This window comes from Flavobacterium calami, from assembly GCF_038290035.1.
Classification (GTDB): Bacteria; Bacteroidota; Bacteroidia; order Flavobacteriales; family Flavobacteriaceae; genus Flavobacterium; species Flavobacterium calami.
This window is the reverse complement of sequence record NZ_JBBYHS010000015.1, coordinates 53,529-69,782: the sequence shown is the minus strand read 5'-3', so window position 1 is coordinate 69,782 and position 16,254 is coordinate 53,529. Positions and strand designations below refer to the sequence as shown.

Sequence of the window (16,254 nt, the reverse complement as noted above, 5' to 3'; positions counted from 1 at the left end):
AAAATTTCAAACCCCATTCATCATTAAAACTTTATTATATTTAAAACTCAGTGTGTCACTCTGAGCGGAGTCGAAGAGCTTACAGTTTCACCTTTTTTAAAAATTCGGGGCGATAGGTTTCGCTCAAAATCAAGGTTGTGTTCTTGTTGTTTTCTTCCTGATGATGCAGCACAATTTCGTTATGATTAAAAAATTTAATTGCTTTTACAGCAATAATTTCTTTTTTGTTTACTCTGCAAAATTCAGTCTCAGGCAGTTCATTTAAAAGTGTATCGAATTTAATGTTTTTCAGATTCAGAAAGCTTCCGTCTGTGAGCAAAACAGTTTTATCGCGGCTGTCACTCAGAGCTGTTTTTATGTATTGAATCTGGTTAAAATAAAGCAGTGTTTTACCTTTATCTGTATTTAACTGAATAAATTTTTTACCCGAATCATGTTTATTCAAACGCTCTGTTGCTTTTGAAATTGCTTTTTGAAGACGTTCCAATTTTACTGGTTTTGTAATATAATCTACCGCATCAATATTAAAAGCTTCTGCTGCATATTCTTTGTAGGCTGTACAAAAAACAACCAATTTGCCCTGTAACATTTCCGCAAGATGAAGTCCGTCGATTCCCGGCATTTCAATGTCAGAAATCAGCAAGTCAAAATCAAGACTGGCAATATCAGATAAAAGTTTCTCAGGATCATTAAACGTTTTTACAATTTCTACTTCGGGAATTTGTTCGCAAAGCATCTTTAAATACGTTAGTCCGGGAAGCTCATCGTCCAGAAGTAAGCATTTCAGTTTTGTATTCAAGTAAATCGATTTTTAGATGAGCAATATAAACGTTGTTTTCTATAAACTTTTCCAATTTGAAATTATTCTTATAAATGATGCGTAAACGATGTTCGAGAGTCGCATGTCCAAAACCGCTTCGCTCCTTTTTCAACACTTTTTTATCGGAGATTTTATTCGAAACCGTCATAAAAAAAGCATTGTCTTTAAACTCAAAAACAACCGAAATAAAAGCATCGGCACTTTGAAGATCGGCGTGTTTAAAAGCATTTTCAATCAAATCAATCGAAATCAGCGGTGCCAGTAAAGGCTGATCGTACAATTTGTCTTCTTTGTTAATATTGGTTTTGATTTTTAATTCAAAAAGCGGGCTGATTTTGATTTTGTTGATTTCAATTAAATTCAATGCAAAATCGATTTCTTCTTTGGCCGTAACAAATTTCTTTTTGCTTTCGTATAAAATATAATCCAGGACATTCGCCAGTTTATCAAGGGCAAAATAAGTCTGATAAGCATGTGACTGAATCGAATTTAGAATATTCTTAAACAAATGCGGATTCAGTTTAGACTCTAGATTTTCTAATTGCAGATCGTTTACTTTTGCTTCCAAAGCATAAAAACTTTGTTCTGCATTTTCTTTTGCCTTCTTTGACTGCATTAACTGATATATCATAAAGCAAATGATCACAACAAGCAACACAAGAATTGCCAAAAAAATAAACGTTATGGTATTGTTTTCCTGCATTGTAATTTATTGTTAGCAATAGTTTTTTTAGGATTCTTAAGAGATAAAAATAACAATTTTGGCATTAAAAAGCTTAATTCCTTTCCGTTCATTTTTAAATCGCTGCAAATATCAGAAAAGCATACAGAGTATAACAGAAAAAAGACCGTTTTCATTTAAAGGAGTTTGTTAATTTATGTTAACATATCGTAAAAACAGAAACGCTTTTAAATGATTTTTAGCGCTTTTCATTACATTTGCATCCATTTTACAAATTTTATGAAAAACACTATACAAGTTGGTTTTTGGGAAAAATTAGCCCGAATCATACTTAAAAACAGAATCACAATTCTAGTTATCCTATCTGCTTTAACCATTTTCTTTGGTTTTCAATGGAGAAACCTTTCTATGACCTATACAGAAGCGAACCTGCTTCCGAAAGATCATATTGCGAACAAAGAATACCAAAAATTCCTTGATAAGTTTGGTGAAGAAGGAAATCTTGTTGTGATTGGTTTTCAGGATAAAAACTTTTTTACTCCTAAAAATTATGCCGCCTGGAACGAATTGATGACCGGTTTAAAAAAATCGAAAGAAGTTGATTTGGTCGTTTCTTTGAATGATTTGAAAAAACTGGAAAAAGACACCGTTAACGAAAAATTTGTCTTAGCACCATTTATTGATCAAAACAAAGTTCTTGATCCTGCTTACTTAAAAAGTGTTCAGCATGAATTGTTCCATAATTTACCGTTTTACGAAGGACTCTTATTCAATAAAGAAAGCGGCAGTGTCCGTTCTGCGATTTACATAAATAAAAAACTTGTGAATACTGCAGGGAGAAAGACTTTTATCCTTGAAAATTTAGTTCCTAAAATTGACAAATTCGAAAAAACTACCGGTATTGACTTAAAAGTTTCCGGGATGCCATATATCAGAACAATCAATGCGGATGATATGAAAGGCGAAATCGGATTATTTATCGGAGCATCTTTATTGACAGTTTCCCTAATTTTCTTTTTCTTTTTCCGTTCGTTCAGAGCTACCTTTATTTCGATTGTTATTTTAATTGTCGGTGTAACGTGGTCATTTGGAACACTCGGATTATTTGGTTATAAAATCACGATTTTAACAGCCATTATTCCTCCGTTGATTATTGTAATCGGAATCACAAATTGTATTTTCCTTATTAATAAATACCAGCAGGAAATTAAATTACACAACAATCAGGCAAAAGCATTACAGCGTGTGATTTCAAAAATCGGATCTTCTACTCTGATGACCAATTTAACAGCCGCAATTGGTTTTGCAACCTTAATGATTACAGGAAACGAACTGCTTTTTGAATTCGGATTGGTAACTTCTATCAACGTACTTTCTGTTTATACTTTGACACTTTTTATCGTGCCGATTATTTACAGTTTTATGCCTTTACCCAAAGCAAAACATTTGTATCATTTAGACAAAACCTATATTTCAACCCTTTTAAACACCGTTACAACTATCGTTAAAGGTAAGAAGACCGTAGTTTACATCATTTATGCGGTTCTTTTTGTAGTGAGTTTAAATGGAGTTCGACAAATGAAAGTTTCGGGAAGTTTAATTGGTGAAATGCCCAAAAGCGCTTCTTTCTTTAAAGATATTTTGTTTTACGAAAAAGAATTTAACGGAGTTATGCCTCTTGAAATTATGGTTGATACCAAAAAGAAAAAAGGTGTCATGAAAGCTTCGACGATTCGCAAAATGGATGAACTGCAAAATACAATTGCTGAAATTCCGGAACTGGCAAAACCGGTTTCTGTGGTGAATTTAGTAAAATATTCTAAACAGGCTTTCTATAACGGAAACCCTGAATATTACCAATTGCCTACTTCGCAGGAGCAGACTTTTATTTTGAGTTATGCTAAAAACGCAACTAAAAACAGTAAAGAAAATTTAATGAAAGCCTACGTTGATTCGACTGGACAATATGCCAGAATCACTACTTTCATGAAAGATATCGGAACGGATGAAATGGCAAAAGTAGAGGAAAAACTTCGCAAAAAAATCGATGAAATTTTCCCAAAAGACCGTTTTGAAGTTACGATTACCGGAAAAGCATTGGTTTTCCAAAAAGGAACAACTTATCTGGCGCACAATTTAATAGAGTCATTGCTTTTTGCAATTTTGACGATTGCTATTTTGATGTTGTACTTATTCCGTTCGTTCAAAATGGTAGCCGCTTCTTTGATTACTAATATTTTACCGCTTTGTATTACTTCGGGATTAATGGGTTATTTCGGAATTCCGCTAAAACCTTCGACGATTTTGGTATTTAGTATTGCTTTCGGAATTTCGGTCGATAATGCGATTCAGTTTATGGCGAAATACAAACATGACCTAATACAAAACAAAGGAAAAGTTAAAAAATCTGTTTTCAGTGCCTTGAGAGAAACTGGAGTAAGTACATTCTATACTTCAGTAGTTTTAATTTTAGGTTTTGCAACTTTTACATTATCGAGCTTCAGCGGAACCATTGCTTTAGGAGGATTGATTTCCTGTACTTTGGTTTTTGCAATGTTTGCTAACCTGGTGGTTTTACCATCGCTGGTTTTAACTTTCGAAAAGAAGAAAACAAGGAAAGAGGAATTGGAGAGTTTAGAAAATAATCCTGACCATCACAAATCTTAAAAGACAGATCTTAGAATAATATTAAAAAACTACAGCTTTCCAGTCTGTAGTTTTTTTTATTCCCAAAAGTTTGAAAATTCATTGCATTTCAGCTTTTTATATTCAAAATAATCAAAACTACACAAACGGTTGCTTGAAAATTTTAAATATTAACAATTTTACACAACATACTGATTATTAATATTTAAAATTATTTTTTGAATAGAATAAATTCCTACATTTGTTAAAACCATTCTTTATTTACGCAATCGATTGTTTTAACTTTATTAACTATAAAAACTAAACCATGATTAAAAAACTACTTTTTTTAGTATTCACTGCCGGCTTTACATCTCTAAGCGCACAAAACTTAATTGTCAACGGAAATTTTGAGGCAGGAACCGGAGACATATTTACAAATTGGGTTAAAACCAATGGCGCAGCAAATTTAACAGCTGATGTTTTAACAGTACACAGTGGATCAAGATCCCTGAAAGCAATTTCGACAGGATTGTTAGAATACAACGTTCAGATTCAAACTGAGGATATTGCAACTGTAATTGGACATACTTATGAGGTAAGCATGTGGATTAAAGGAACGCTTGGAGGCAATACTGTACGTTTCTCGACTTCTGGAGGAACAGCAGTTTACGGACCTGCTTTTGCAGTTACAGATATAAATAGCGGATGGAAAAATTGTATTCTCACATTTACCGCAACAGCAACTGCCACTAAAATTAGTCTTGATTTAGGAAAAGGAACTGACATCTTTTATATTGACGATGTTGCAATGTATGACTTAACAACATCACCTTCTTTAGATTTTATTTTAAATGGCAACCTAGAGGCCGGAACAGGCGATGTATTTACCAATTGGTCAAAATATAATGGTGCCGCTAATTTAACGGCAGAAACTGTAGAAGTTCATGGAGGAGTTAGAGCATTAAAAGCGGTTTCAACTGGATCAGCAGAATATAATGTGCAATTGGTAAGTGATCCTATGACTCTCGTAGTTGGCAGAACATACACTGCAAGCATGTGGATAAAACCTTCTACTGCCGGTACAACTGTGCGATTCTCCACTACCACTACTCCTTCATCAGATGCAAATTATGGCCCAAATACAACACTGATAGCAGGGTGGCAAAAAATATCGTATAGCTTTGCTGCAAAAAACACTTCAACCAGACTTAATCTTGATTTAGGAAAAAGTACAACTACTTTTTATATTGATGATATTACTTTTATTGGAGCGAATATCACTCTGGCGAATGAAAAATTTGAAAACGAAGCCAGTAAAGTAGTATTTTATCCAAATCCGGTTCAGGACAATTTGAATATTAGTACTGAGTCAAACGTAAAATCTTTAATTATCAGTGACAGCACAGGTAAAACAGTTAAAACGGTTAAAAACGCTCAAAACATTCAGTCTGTTGATGTTTCTAATTTAAGTAATGGTTTGTATATTTTGTCAACAGATAATAAGCAAACATTTAAGTTTATAAAGAACTAAAAAAATAATAAAATCATATTTCAAAAGCTGCAACTGTAAAAATTGTGGCTTTTTTTATTCTTAAAAGTTTAAGTTTAAAAAATTAATTCTTGGGTGCTTTTTTACCTCAAAAGTGCTAACCCAGATAGCAGCGACATCCTCTTGTGGCGGGGTTCGCCATAAGAGATATAGCGAATAGCTGGAAACAGCTCCTAACTTCTATATCCAATGTGGCAATTACAAACAAATCAATTATATTTGCAATTCGATATAAAAACACTGGTTTTATTTTAAACTAAAATCAGCAATCTATAAATCTAAAATTAAAATGAGACACACAAAGGTTAAAGACTTATTAAACAGTACGACTACGCTACAGGAAGTGAATGCAAAAGGATGGGTGAGAACTTTTAGAAATAATCAGTTCATCGCGCTAAATGACGGTTCTACAATTAATAATATACAATGTGTTGTTGATTTTGAAAATACGCCAGAAGAGACTTTAAAAAGAATCACGACTGGAGCTGCGGTTTCGGTTTTTGGAACTTTGGTTGAAAGTAAAGGTGCAGGTCAGAAATACGAAATTCAAGTAAACAAACTTGAAATTCTTGGAGATTCTGATGCAGAGAAATTCCCAATGCAGCCTAAAAAACACTCTTTAGAATTTTTACGTGAAAACGCTCACTTGCGTGTACGTACAAATGCTTTTGGCGCGATTATGCGTGTGCGTTCGGTTTTATCTTATGCAGTTCACAGTTATTTCCAGCAAAAAGGTTTTGTGTATGTAAATACGCCAATTATTACCGGAGCTGATGCTGAAGGTGCTGGAGAAATGTTTCAAGTAACTTCATTGCCTTTGGATAATCTTCCAAAAAATGAAGAAGGAAACATTGATTTCAAAAAAGATTTCTTTGGAAAACACACCAACTTAACGGTTTCTGGACAATTAGAAGGTGAAACTTTTGCAATGGCTCTGGGTCAGATTTATACTTTTGGACCAACATTTAGAGCAGAAAATTCAAATACTTCTCGTCACTTGGCAGAATTCTGGATGATCGAGCCGGAAGTTGCTTTCAACGATCTTGATGACAACATGGATTTGGCTGAAGATTTTATTCAGTACGTGATTAAATATGCTTTAGACAATTGTCAGGATGATTTGAAATTCTTGGAAGGAAGACTTTTAGAAGAAGAAAAATCAAAACCACAAGCTGAAAGAAGCGAAATGGCTTTGTTAGAGAAATTGAACTTCGTATTAGAAAACAACTTCAAACGTGTCTCTTATACAGAAGCAATTGATATTTTAAGAGATTCAACTCCAAATAAAAAGAAGAAATTCCAATACTTAATCAACGAATGGGGAGCTGATTTACAATCAGAACACGAACGTTTCTTAGTTGAAAAACACTTTAAATGTCCGGTAATCTTATACGATTACCCAGCAAACATTAAAGCGTTTTACATGCGTTTGAACGACAACACTGAACCAGGCAGAGAAACTGTTCGCGCAATGGATATCCTTTTCCCTGGAATTGGAGAAATCGTTGGAGGTTCTGAAAGAGAAGAACGTTACGATGTTCTAGTTGAGAAAATGGAAAAACTAGGAATAGACAAAGAAGAATTATACTGGTATTTAGACACCAGAAGATTTGGTTCTGCAACACACGCAGGATTTGGTTTAGGATTTGAGCGTTTGGTATTGTTTGTAACTGGAATGACAAACATTAGAGACGTAATTCCTTTCCCAAGAACTCCTGGAAGTGCAGAGTTTTAATCTAAGATTCTAAGTCGCTAAGACACTAAGATTCTAAGTTTTTAAAATATAAATAAAATAATTTTACGCGAATTCAATTCGTCAACATAAGATACTTAGCCTCTCAGGAGCTTAGTATCTTAGCAACTTTTTTTATGCTAAAGCAATTTTTAAATTTAAAATTATCTCAAAAATTATCTCCGCAGCAAATTCAGCTGATGAAGTTAATTCAATTGCCTACGCAAGCTTTTGAACAGCGTTTATTAGAAGAAATGAACGAAAATCCGGCTCTGGAAGCTGGAAAAGAAGACGATTACGAAGCTGATGAATACGATAACGAGGATTACGACGATTATGATGATGCAGAATCTGACAGAATCGAAGCAGACGACATTAATATCGATGAATATCTAAGCGACGACGATACGCCTGATTACAAAACTCAGGTAAACAATTACAGCGAAGATGAGGAACGTGAAACGCCTTTTGCAGCTCCGATTAGTTTTCATCAGGATTTAATCAATCAGCTCAATACTTTTATTCTGAATGATGAAGAACGCGAAATCGCTGAATTTCTTGTTGGAAGTATTGATGATATGGGGTATATCCGCAGAAGCATTCCAGACATTGTAGACGACATGGCTTTTACTCAGGGAATTTATACTGATGAAGCAATGGTTGAGAAAATGATGACGGTGATTCACGAACTGGAACCTTCGGGAGTCGGCGCTCGTGATTTGCAGGAGTGTTTATTATTGCAGTTAAAGCACAAAACCCCAACTGAATATGTTGATTTAGCAATTGACATTATCGAAAATCAGTTTGATGCTTTTACCAAAAAACATTACGATAAACTTTTACAGAAATACAGTGTTTCGAACGAACAGCTTAAAAAAGCAATTCACGAAATTGAACGTTTAAATCCAAAACCAGGCGGGTCTTTCACCGGGAATAATAAAGTTACTGAGAATATAGTTCCAGACTTTGCTATCAGAATTGTGGATGGTGAATTAGAATTGACTTTAAACGGCCGTAATGCCCCTTCCCTGCACGTTTCTAAGGATTATCAAGAAATGATGCAGACGTATAAAGAATCTAAAGACAAATCGACTGCTCAGAAAGATGCGGTTCAGTTTATCAAACAAAAACTAGATTCTGCGAAATGGTTTATCGATGCCATCAGACAGCGTCAGGAAACATTATTTGTAACGATGAATGCGATTATGCATTATCAGGAAGAATATTTCTTAGACGGTGACGAAACCAAACTAAAACCAATGATTTTAAAAGACATTGCTGATATGGTTGGTTTAGACATTTCGACTATTTCGCGTGTGGCAAACAGCAAATACGTTGAAACTCCATACGGAACCAAACTGATTAAAGAGTTTTTCTCTGAAGCCATGAAAAACGATCAGGGAGAAGATGTTTCGACTTTGGAAATTAAAAAGATTCTTAAAAATACAATTGAAGAAGAAGATAAAAAGAAACCTTTACCAGACGATCAACTAGCCGAAATCTTAAAAGAAAAAGGGTATCCAATTGCGAGAAGAACTATTGCAAAATACCGTGAACAGCTAGATATTCCGGTTGCAAGAATGAGGAAGAAAATTTAATTTTTTTATAACCATATAAGAAATATAAGTTATTTAAAAATAACAAACCCGATAGGTCTGAAAACTGTCGGGTTTAGCAACGTAAAAACGTTTCAATTATTTATACTGATCCGGTAATATCTTTACATTAAATAAAAACGTCTTATTTTTATCACCGTAACTATAAATCAAAGTATAATCGTTATCTCTAAAAACCTGAAGTCCCTGATTTGCTTTTGCTGTACTTATCAGACTCTTTTCAATTTCTGTTTTTATAACATTAACCTCAGCCGTTTCTTTTACAACATTCAACAAAGTCAAATTGTACTGAACCGTTCTCTCTTCGTGCAAACCCACACTCTCTAAACGAATCCCTTCCTGAATGGTCAATGGGCAATTTTTATTGTATTTCGCTACTAATTCCGTTATTTCTGCAGTTGCTTCTTCAGTGTTTTCGGCAAGAAAAAAATAAAAATAAGCTACTACACCCAACGCAATTACGATAATTGTTAAAAATAGAATATTTTGTTTTCTCATGGTTGTATTGTTAAGGCTTATGAATTAGGGTTGTTATTTCTCCTGATTCTTTTTCATTGCATTAAAATACGCTGCACGGCTAAGCGGTTCGTATTCTTCGGTTTCGCCAAGCATTACTAATTTATCATTATCCGTTTTTCGGAAGCTGTAATTCGCCAGGTTTCCGGTTCTGGTGCAAACTGCATGCACTTTCGTAACATACTCAGCAGTTGCCATAAGTCCCGGCATAGGTCCGAATGGGTTCCCTTTAAAATCCATATCCAGCCCGGCCACAATTACACGAATTCCCTGATTCGCAAGATCATTACAAACGGTAATAATTTCATCATCAAAAAACTGAGCTTCGTCAATTCCGATAACATCGCAGCCTTGTGCCAGAATAGCAATATTGGCAGCTGCAGGAACCGGTGTTGAGCGGATTTCATTAGCATCGTGAGAAACGACCATTTCGTCATGATAGCGGGTATCAATGGCAGGTTTAAAGATTTCGACTCTTTGTTTGGCGAATTGCGCACGTTTTAATCTGCGGATTAACTCCTCGGTTTTACCCGAAAACATTGATCCACAAATAACTTCAATCCAGCCAAATTGTTCTTTGTGATTTACTGTATTTTCGAGAAACATTTTGTATTTTTCTACCTTTAAAAATGAATAGTTTTTATTACTTTGTACTGGTAATAAATTGACGTGAAAAATTGTTCTTTTACACTTTTTCAAAAGTAGAGAATTTTTATCAAATTGAAGATTCGCTCGCGTTTATTAACAGAAAATAAATATCAGGCAAATTTCTTTTGCGAATTAAAAAGACATTCAAAATATACTAAAATACCCTATTCACTATAATTTCAATAGTTATGAAAAAAAAACTGGAAGCCGATTTAATCAGCATTGCACATCGAATTTTAAAACTTAAAAACAAATCCGATATCAATCAATTGTATCTGGAAACACAGAAATTATACGAAAAATTAGCGGTTTTGAAATTTATTGATGAAAATTTCGACGATATAAAACCAACTATCGGATACGGTGAAATAGAGTCACAGATTGAAACTGTTTTTGAAAAAGAAGAAAATCTTCCTGCAGCAATTAAAGCTGAAGAAACACTTCCGGTTGCCGTTGAAGAAACTGCAATTGTCACAGAAACTATTACTGAACCTGAAATTATTGAAGAAACTCCGGCTGAAATCATTGCTGAAATTCCGGAAATAATCGCTGAAAAGAAAGAAATCGTAGTGGATATTCCGGTAGAAGTTGTCGAGGAAATTGCTGCAAAAATTGAAAAACCTGTTTCTCAAATCCAAAAAGAAACACAACCTGCTGAAGAACTTTCCTTTAAAACCGTAAGCGATTTAAAACCAATTCCTGATTTTAAACCTACTTTTGAATTAGACAAAGAAGAGCCGAAAGCAGAAGAATTAAGAACGGAAGAGCTAAAAACAGAAGAACCAAAAACTGAAACTCCCGTAAAATCAGATGCTGTTCATATTTCATTTGCAGATATTCTGGGCGTTAATTATGCCGAAGCACAATTTGTAAAAGTGGATGATTTTGAAAACATCACTGCTACACCAGCTCCATCAATAAATGAATTCAAAGAGAAAAAAGCTGTAGCTGAAACGGTAATTGCAGAACCGGAAAAACCTAAAACAGTGCCGCTTAACGAAAAATTAGCCAGAGGTTTTCATATTGATCTGAATGACCGAATTGCCTTTACCAAAAATCTTTTCGGAAATAATACCGAAGATTACAGCCGAGTTTTGAATCAGCTATTGACATTCGACAGTTTTAATGAAGCAAAAGAATTCATCGAAACCATGGTAAAACCTGATTATAACGACTGGGAAGGAAAAGACGATTATGCAGAACGTTTTCTTGGAATAATTGAAAAGAAATTCTCTTAAGACATTTTCACATCTCACATTTTACATTTCACGAATAAAAAAATATGTCAAAATTATATATCGTTCCAACGCCAATCGGCAATCTTGAAGATATGACTTTCAGAGCCATTCGGGTTTTGAAAGAAGTCGATCTGATTTTGGCCGAAGACACCAGAACGAGCGGTAAACTCCTGAAGCATTTTGAAATTGGCACGCACATGCACAGCCATCACATGCACAACGAACACAAAACAACCGAAAATCTAATCGCCCGTCTGAAAGCAGGTGAAACCATCGCCTTAATTTCAGATGCCGGAACTCCCGCCATTTCAGATCCCGGATTTTTACTGACCCGCGCCTGCGTTGAAAATAAAATTGAAGTAGAATGTCTTCCTGGAGCAACAGCTTTTGTTCCCGCTTTAGTAAACAGCGGACTCCCAAATGACAAATTTGTTTTTGAAGGTTTCCTGCCCGATAAAAAAGGGCGTCAAACCCGTTTTTTGGCTTTGGCAGAAGAGACAAGAACGATGATTTTGTATGTTTCGCCACATAAGCTGGTTAAAACTTTAAGCGAATTTATTCAGTATTTTGGAGAAGACAGACAAGTTTGTGTTTCGCGTGAATTATCAAAACTACATGAAGAAAATGTTCGTGGAACAGCCAAAGAAGTTTTAGCACACTTTGAAAAAACTGCTCCAAGAGGTGAAATCGTTGTGGTTGTTGCGGGAAAAACAATAACTAAAGAGCCTAAGAAAAGTAAATTTTCTAAAGAAGAAGAATAATACATAATATGTATATATATTTTAATTATAGCCAAAGAGTTAACAAAGATAATTTTCCTAATGAATTTGGGAAATTAGATTTTGATTTCAATAACGAAACAGCTACTTCAAAAAACAATTACTTCTTAGATAATTCTAGACTTTTTGATAAAGGAAAAGCTTCATTTGGTAAGTTAAGTCTCATAAATTTTTTTGTTGGAGCAAATAATTCTGGCAAAAGTAGGTTTTTAAGAGGCCTTTTCAAATCTCATAACTATGAGATGTTATTAGAAACAAAAAACAACATCTCTGATTTATTAATTCAATTAGATGCTGCAATTAATTATGATGACACTGAAAAATTTGATAAAGATTTTTTAAACTTTTGGGCTAATTTTAAGAGTCAAGCCAATTACGCCAACAACTTTGAACTCCTATCAAATGAAATACAAGATTATACAAAAAAAGTAGAACATTCAATACTAATAGAAAAAGTAGTTGGTAAGTCTAATAAATTTCAGAATCAAAAATCGCTTCTTAATTCGATATATGATTTGCTGGAACTATTTAAATATAATGCTAAACATAAGAATAAACATAAAATTTATATTCCAATTTTAAGATCAATTATTTCTGATTCTAAATTAGACAAAGAATCATTTAATAAAATTTTAGAAAACAAATATGGATTAAAAGAAAATGTTTTTACGGGATTAAAACTGTTCGATGACGTTTTCAAGCTTCATAATTCAGAAAATTTTACTAAGCTAGAGGAATTTACTTCATGGATAAAAGATAATTTTTATCAAAATAAAAGTTTACAATTAATTCCAGATATGGCAAATGGTAATTTATTATTAAAAATTGGTGACGAAATGAATTCCATTTTTAATATCGGAGACGGAATCCAACAATTAATTTTATTGTTATTTCCAATTTTCACATCAGATGACAATACTTGGTGCTTTATAGAAGAACCTGAAACACATTTGCATCCAGGTCTCCAAAGAATTTTTATAGAAACATTATTAAACAATGAATATTTAAATAGTAAAAATTTAAGATATTTTTTCACAACCCATTCTAATCATTTTCTTGATTTATCTCTTCACACTAATGATATCTCTATATTCCAATTTCATAAAGAAAATCAAGAAGTTTTCAAGATAAAGAATGTTAAACCTAATAAAGAAACTCTTGATTTACTAGGTGTAAATAACTCGTCCGTTTTAATAGCAAATTCATCTATTTGGGTTGAAGGTCCAACTGACAGAAGATATATTTCATTTTTTTTAAAACTTTATTGTACAAAACATAATCGAAAACATTTAAAAGAAGATATTGACTTTGCTTTTTTTGAATATGGAGGAAACCTAATTGAACATTATTTGTTCGATGAAGATTTTGAAGAACTCTTTAGTGAAGAAGAAGTTCGTGATAAAATCAATTCATTTGCTTTATCTAACAAAATTTATCTTCTTTCTGACAATGATAATCCTAAAGGTAAAAAGCTTAAAAGAAGACAAGGACTAGAAGAAATCTCTAAAAATGAAAAACACTTTAAATATCAAAACACAAATTACAGAGAAATTGAAAACCTTCTGCCTGTAAAAGTTATTAAAGATTTTTTAATCGAGCTCATTAATTCTTCTGAAAAGCAAAATATCAATGAAATTTCTTTTGATAGAAAAGATTATATTTCGATAGGACTTGGAGAATTTATTACTGATTTATTTGAAAAAAATCATATAAAAGATTTTAAAAAATTTAAAGATGACAGTGGAACTTTAAAATCTTCATATAAAACTAAGCTATGTGAATTTGTTATTAATGGAGATTATAGCTATCCAGAACTAATTGAAAATAATGAACAACTTGATAATATAATATCTGACTTGTATAAATTTATAGACCAAAAATAATTTTAAAACTTACAAAAATAAATACATAATGAGCATTCAAACCTTTTTAGAAAAAGTAAAACAAAACCCAACTCAAATCACATTTCCTGAAACTATTTCAGTAATCGAGGAAAACTACAACTTTACGCCAACTGCTTTTCAAAACGGGACACAACATAACGCTGCAGGCGAAAATTCAGGTTCCTGCAAATTATTTTCTTTCGCAAAATTGCAGAATTTAAGCAAAGAAGAAACTTTAGCATGCTTTGGTACTTTTTATTTTGAAGAAGTTCTGGGTGATCCAAACGGAACAAACCATCAAAACATTAGAAATTTCATCAATTTAGGCTGGGACGGAATCCAGTTTGAAGGAGATGCTTTGACTTTGAAATCTTAACTATTTTGGCCACGGATAAAACGAATTCTCACTACTACTGAGAAAAATAAGTTACTTCTTAACCTTTATGGTTAAATAATTTCCAAATCAACAAATGAAAAACTATTTCCGCTAAATAATCCTTTATCGGATAACTTTAAATCGGGAATAACCAGTAAAGCCATAAACGAAAGCGTCATAAAAGGCGCTTTCAGATTGCTTCCTACCCGAGGCGAAGCCGAATCGAGCGAAGCTAATTCTTTTGCCATTGCATCAACTTCCTGATATAATTTTCCTGTTTCCCAACCATTTTTGTCACTCATAATTCCGGCAACAGGCAACGGCAGCATTTTGCTTTCAGAACCATTTACGGCACAAACTCCACCCGTATTTTTAATAATCAGATTAACAGCATTGCAAATTTCTTCGTCAGAAGTTCCCACAACAACAATATTATGACAATCGTGTGCTACAGAACTGGCAATAGCACCTTTTTTCAGGCCAAAATTCTTAATGAAAGCAATAGCAGGCTTGGTATCCTGATAACGATTCACAACAGCCATTTTCAGAATATCATTTTCGGTATCTGAAACGATTTTTCCATCAACGATTAAGGATTGATGGTGAATTTCATTGGTAATTAATTGTCCATCTAAAGCTTCAATTACTCTGATTTTTGAACCCGAACCCGAAACTTTAAAATCGCTTACTTCTTTAGAAGTGATATTGAAATTATTAGGCGTTTCAAACGGAATATGTTTTATAAAAGATTCACCATCTTCGGCAACTAATTCGCCGTTGATGTAAGTTTGTTTCACTTTAAAATCAACTAAATCTTCGACTACGATAAAATCGGCAGCATCGTTTACTTTCAATAAACCTACATCCATTTTATAATGATTCACAGGATTTACACAAGCTGCCTGTAAGACTTTAAAAACATCAATTCCTTTTGCAACTGCGCGGGCGCAAAGCGAATTAATATGACTTATAATTAAATCATCAGGATGTTTATCGTCTGAACAAAACATCATGTTTTCGAAATGTTTTGGAAGCAAATCGATGAGCGCTTCGAAATTTTTGGCAGCACTTCCTTCGCGAATAATTACCTTCATTCCCAGAGATAATTTTTCTTCGGCTTCTTCAAAAGTAAAGCATTCGTGGTCGGTAGAAATCCCGGCCGAAATGTATTTTTCAACCGCTTCACCTCTTAATCCCGGTACATGACCATCAACGGGTTTGTTAAAATGTTTTGCCCATTGAATTTTCTTTAAAACTTCTTCGTCATTTAATAAAACACCGGGATAATTCATCATTTCTGCCAAATAATAAATGTCGGGAGAAGCCAGTAGTTCCTTAATTCCGTCTGAATCTATGATAGCACCGGCACTTTCAAAAGAAGTTGCAGGAACACAGGACGGTGCGCCAAAATGAAATTTCAACGGTACTTTTTTACTGTTTTCAATCATATAATAAACCCCTGTCGTTCCTAAAACATTTGCGATTTCGTGTGGGTCAGAAATGGTACCGACTGTTCCGTGAAGTACGGCAATTTTTGCAAACTCGGAAGGAACAAGCATCGAACTCTCAATATGAATATGAGCGTCAATAAATCCCGGCAGAATGTAATTTTTTACATTGTGTTTTTTCTCAATTATCGAAGTGATTTTTTTGTTCTCGACAGTGATTTCCCCAGCATAAATACGTCGGTTCTTGATGTCAATAATTTGTCCTTGAATTTGCATTTTTGTTTGTTTTAAAAATGATATACTCAAAAGTAATAACAAATTTTCATTTTTCTTTTCTCA

General features: G+C 33.6%; 13 protein-coding genes. 8 read left to right on the top strand and 5 right to left on the bottom strand.

Annotated elements, in window-relative coordinates; all coding sequences use genetic code 11:
• Positions 1–79: 79 nt before the first annotated feature.
• Together AAEO57_RS14805 and AAEO57_RS14800 are read right to left on the bottom strand one after the other, a co-directional pair.
• Entirely contained in the window at positions 80–799 is a 720-nt protein-coding gene (locus AAEO57_RS14805) for a LytR/AlgR family response regulator transcription factor (protein ID WP_341693802.1), read from the bottom strand.
• The gene (locus AAEO57_RS14800) at positions 762–1,523 is read right to left on the bottom strand and encodes a sensor histidine kinase (RefSeq protein WP_341693801.1); all 762 of its coding nucleotides are present in this window, start codon (positions 1,521–1,523) and stop codon (positions 762–764) included. The genes AAEO57_RS14805 and AAEO57_RS14800 overlap by 38 nt, the downstream gene beginning before the upstream one ends.
• 258 nt (positions 1,524–1,781) lie before the next feature.
• Here AAEO57_RS14800 and AAEO57_RS14795 point away from each other — a divergent pair, with 258 nt between their 5' ends.
• The 4 genes from AAEO57_RS14795 to rpoN all read left to right on the top strand — a co-directional run bounded on the left by AAEO57_RS14795 (position 1,782) and on the right by rpoN (position 9,009).
• A complete protein-coding gene (locus AAEO57_RS14795) occupies positions 1,782–4,169 on the top strand; it encodes an efflux RND transporter permease subunit (protein WP_341693800.1) in 2,388 nt (795 codons plus the stop codon).
• Between the two features lie 286 nt (positions 4,170–4,455).
• Positions 4,456–5,661 (top strand): T9SS type A sorting domain-containing protein, encoded by a 1,206-nt coding sequence (locus tag AAEO57_RS14790; protein ID WP_341693799.1) that lies wholly within the window; start codon positions 4,456–4,458, stop codon positions 5,659–5,661.
• A 307-nt stretch (positions 5,662–5,968) separates the two neighbouring features.
• Complete coding sequence (asnS, locus tag AAEO57_RS14785; RefSeq protein ID WP_341693798.1) at positions 5,969–7,414, top strand: asparagine--tRNA ligase; 1,446 nt, start codon at positions 5,969–5,971, stop codon at positions 7,412–7,414.
• Between the two features lie 134 nt (positions 7,415–7,548).
• Positions 7,549–9,009: an RNA polymerase factor sigma-54 gene (gene rpoN, locus AAEO57_RS14780; protein ID WP_341693797.1), complete on the top strand. Its 1,461-nt coding sequence runs from the start codon at positions 7,549–7,551 to the stop codon at positions 9,007–9,009.
• 96 nt (positions 9,010–9,105) lie between these two features.
• Here the strand turns inward: rpoN and AAEO57_RS14775 are convergent, their stop codons facing one another.
• Positions 9,106–9,525: a hypothetical protein gene (locus tag AAEO57_RS14775; RefSeq protein ID WP_341693796.1), complete on the bottom strand. Its 420-nt coding sequence runs from the start codon at positions 9,523–9,525 to the stop codon at positions 9,106–9,108.
• 33 nt (positions 9,526–9,558) lie between these two features.
• Positions 9,559–10,149: a thymidine kinase gene (locus tag AAEO57_RS14770; RefSeq protein ID WP_341693887.1), complete on the bottom strand. Its 591-nt coding sequence runs from the start codon at positions 10,147–10,149 to the stop codon at positions 9,559–9,561.
• 230 nt (positions 10,150–10,379) lie between these two features.
• Here AAEO57_RS14770 and AAEO57_RS14765 point away from each other — a divergent pair, with 230 nt between their 5' ends.
• From AAEO57_RS14765 to AAEO57_RS14750, 4 genes are read left to right on the top strand one after another with little or no spacing between them, the layout of a single operon-like run.
• Entirely contained in the window at positions 10,380–11,429 is a 1,050-nt protein-coding gene (locus tag AAEO57_RS14765; protein WP_341693795.1) for a hypothetical protein, read from the top strand.
• A 44-nt stretch (positions 11,430–11,473) separates the two neighbouring features.
• Positions 11,474–12,190 (top strand): 16S rRNA (cytidine(1402)-2'-O)-methyltransferase, encoded by a 717-nt coding sequence (gene rsmI, locus AAEO57_RS14760; protein ID WP_341693794.1) that lies wholly within the window; start codon positions 11,474–11,476, stop codon positions 12,188–12,190.
• 8 nt (positions 12,191–12,198) lie between these two features.
• Positions 12,199–14,091, top strand: coding sequence for an AAA family ATPase (locus AAEO57_RS14755; protein ID WP_341693793.1), 1,893 nt, complete (start codon positions 12,199–12,201; stop codon positions 14,089–14,091).
• Between the two features lie 28 nt (positions 14,092–14,119).
• Positions 14,120–14,467: a HopJ type III effector protein gene (locus AAEO57_RS14750; protein WP_341693792.1), complete on the top strand. Its 348-nt coding sequence runs from the start codon at positions 14,120–14,122 to the stop codon at positions 14,465–14,467.
• Between the two features lie 71 nt (positions 14,468–14,538).
• Here the strand turns inward: AAEO57_RS14750 and ade are convergent, their stop codons facing one another.
• A complete protein-coding gene (gene ade / locus AAEO57_RS14745) occupies positions 14,539–16,191 on the bottom strand; it encodes an adenine deaminase (protein ID WP_341693791.1) in 1,653 nt (550 codons plus the stop codon).
• Positions 16,192–16,254 lie beyond the last annotated feature (63 nt).

Coding starts and splice junctions, on each gene's coding strand:
- AAEO57_RS14755 (WP_341693793.1), top strand. CDS start 12,199: ATGTATATATATTTTAATTATAGCCAAAGAGTTAACAAAGATAATTTT.
- AAEO57_RS14750 (WP_341693792.1), top strand. CDS start 14,120: ATGAGCATTCAAACCTTTTTAGAAAAAGTAAAACAAAACCCAACTCAA.
- ade (WP_341693791.1), bottom strand. CDS start 16,191: ATGCAAATTCAAGGACAAATTATTGACATCAAGAACCGACGTATTTAT.
- AAEO57_RS14765 (WP_341693795.1), top strand. CDS start 10,380: ATGAAAAAAAAACTGGAAGCCGATTTAATCAGCATTGCACATCGAATT.
- rsmI (WP_341693794.1), top strand. CDS start 11,474: ATGTCAAAATTATATATCGTTCCAACGCCAATCGGCAATCTTGAAGAT.
- AAEO57_RS14800 (WP_341693801.1), bottom strand. CDS start 1,523: ATGCAGGAAAACAATACCATAACGTTTATTTTTTTGGCAATTCTTGTG.
- AAEO57_RS14770 (WP_341693887.1), bottom strand. CDS start 10,149: ATGTTTCTCGAAAATACAGTAAATCACAAAGAACAATTTGGCTGGATT.
- asnS (WP_341693798.1), top strand. CDS start 5,969: ATGAGACACACAAAGGTTAAAGACTTATTAAACAGTACGACTACGCTA.
- AAEO57_RS14790 (WP_341693799.1), top strand. CDS start 4,456: ATGATTAAAAAACTACTTTTTTTAGTATTCACTGCCGGCTTTACATCT.
- rpoN (WP_341693797.1), top strand. CDS start 7,549: ATGCTAAAGCAATTTTTAAATTTAAAATTATCTCAAAAATTATCTCCG.
- AAEO57_RS14775 (WP_341693796.1), bottom strand. CDS start 9,525: ATGAGAAAACAAAATATTCTATTTTTAACAATTATCGTAATTGCGTTG.
- AAEO57_RS14795 (WP_341693800.1), top strand. CDS start 1,782: ATGAAAAACACTATACAAGTTGGTTTTTGGGAAAAATTAGCCCGAATC.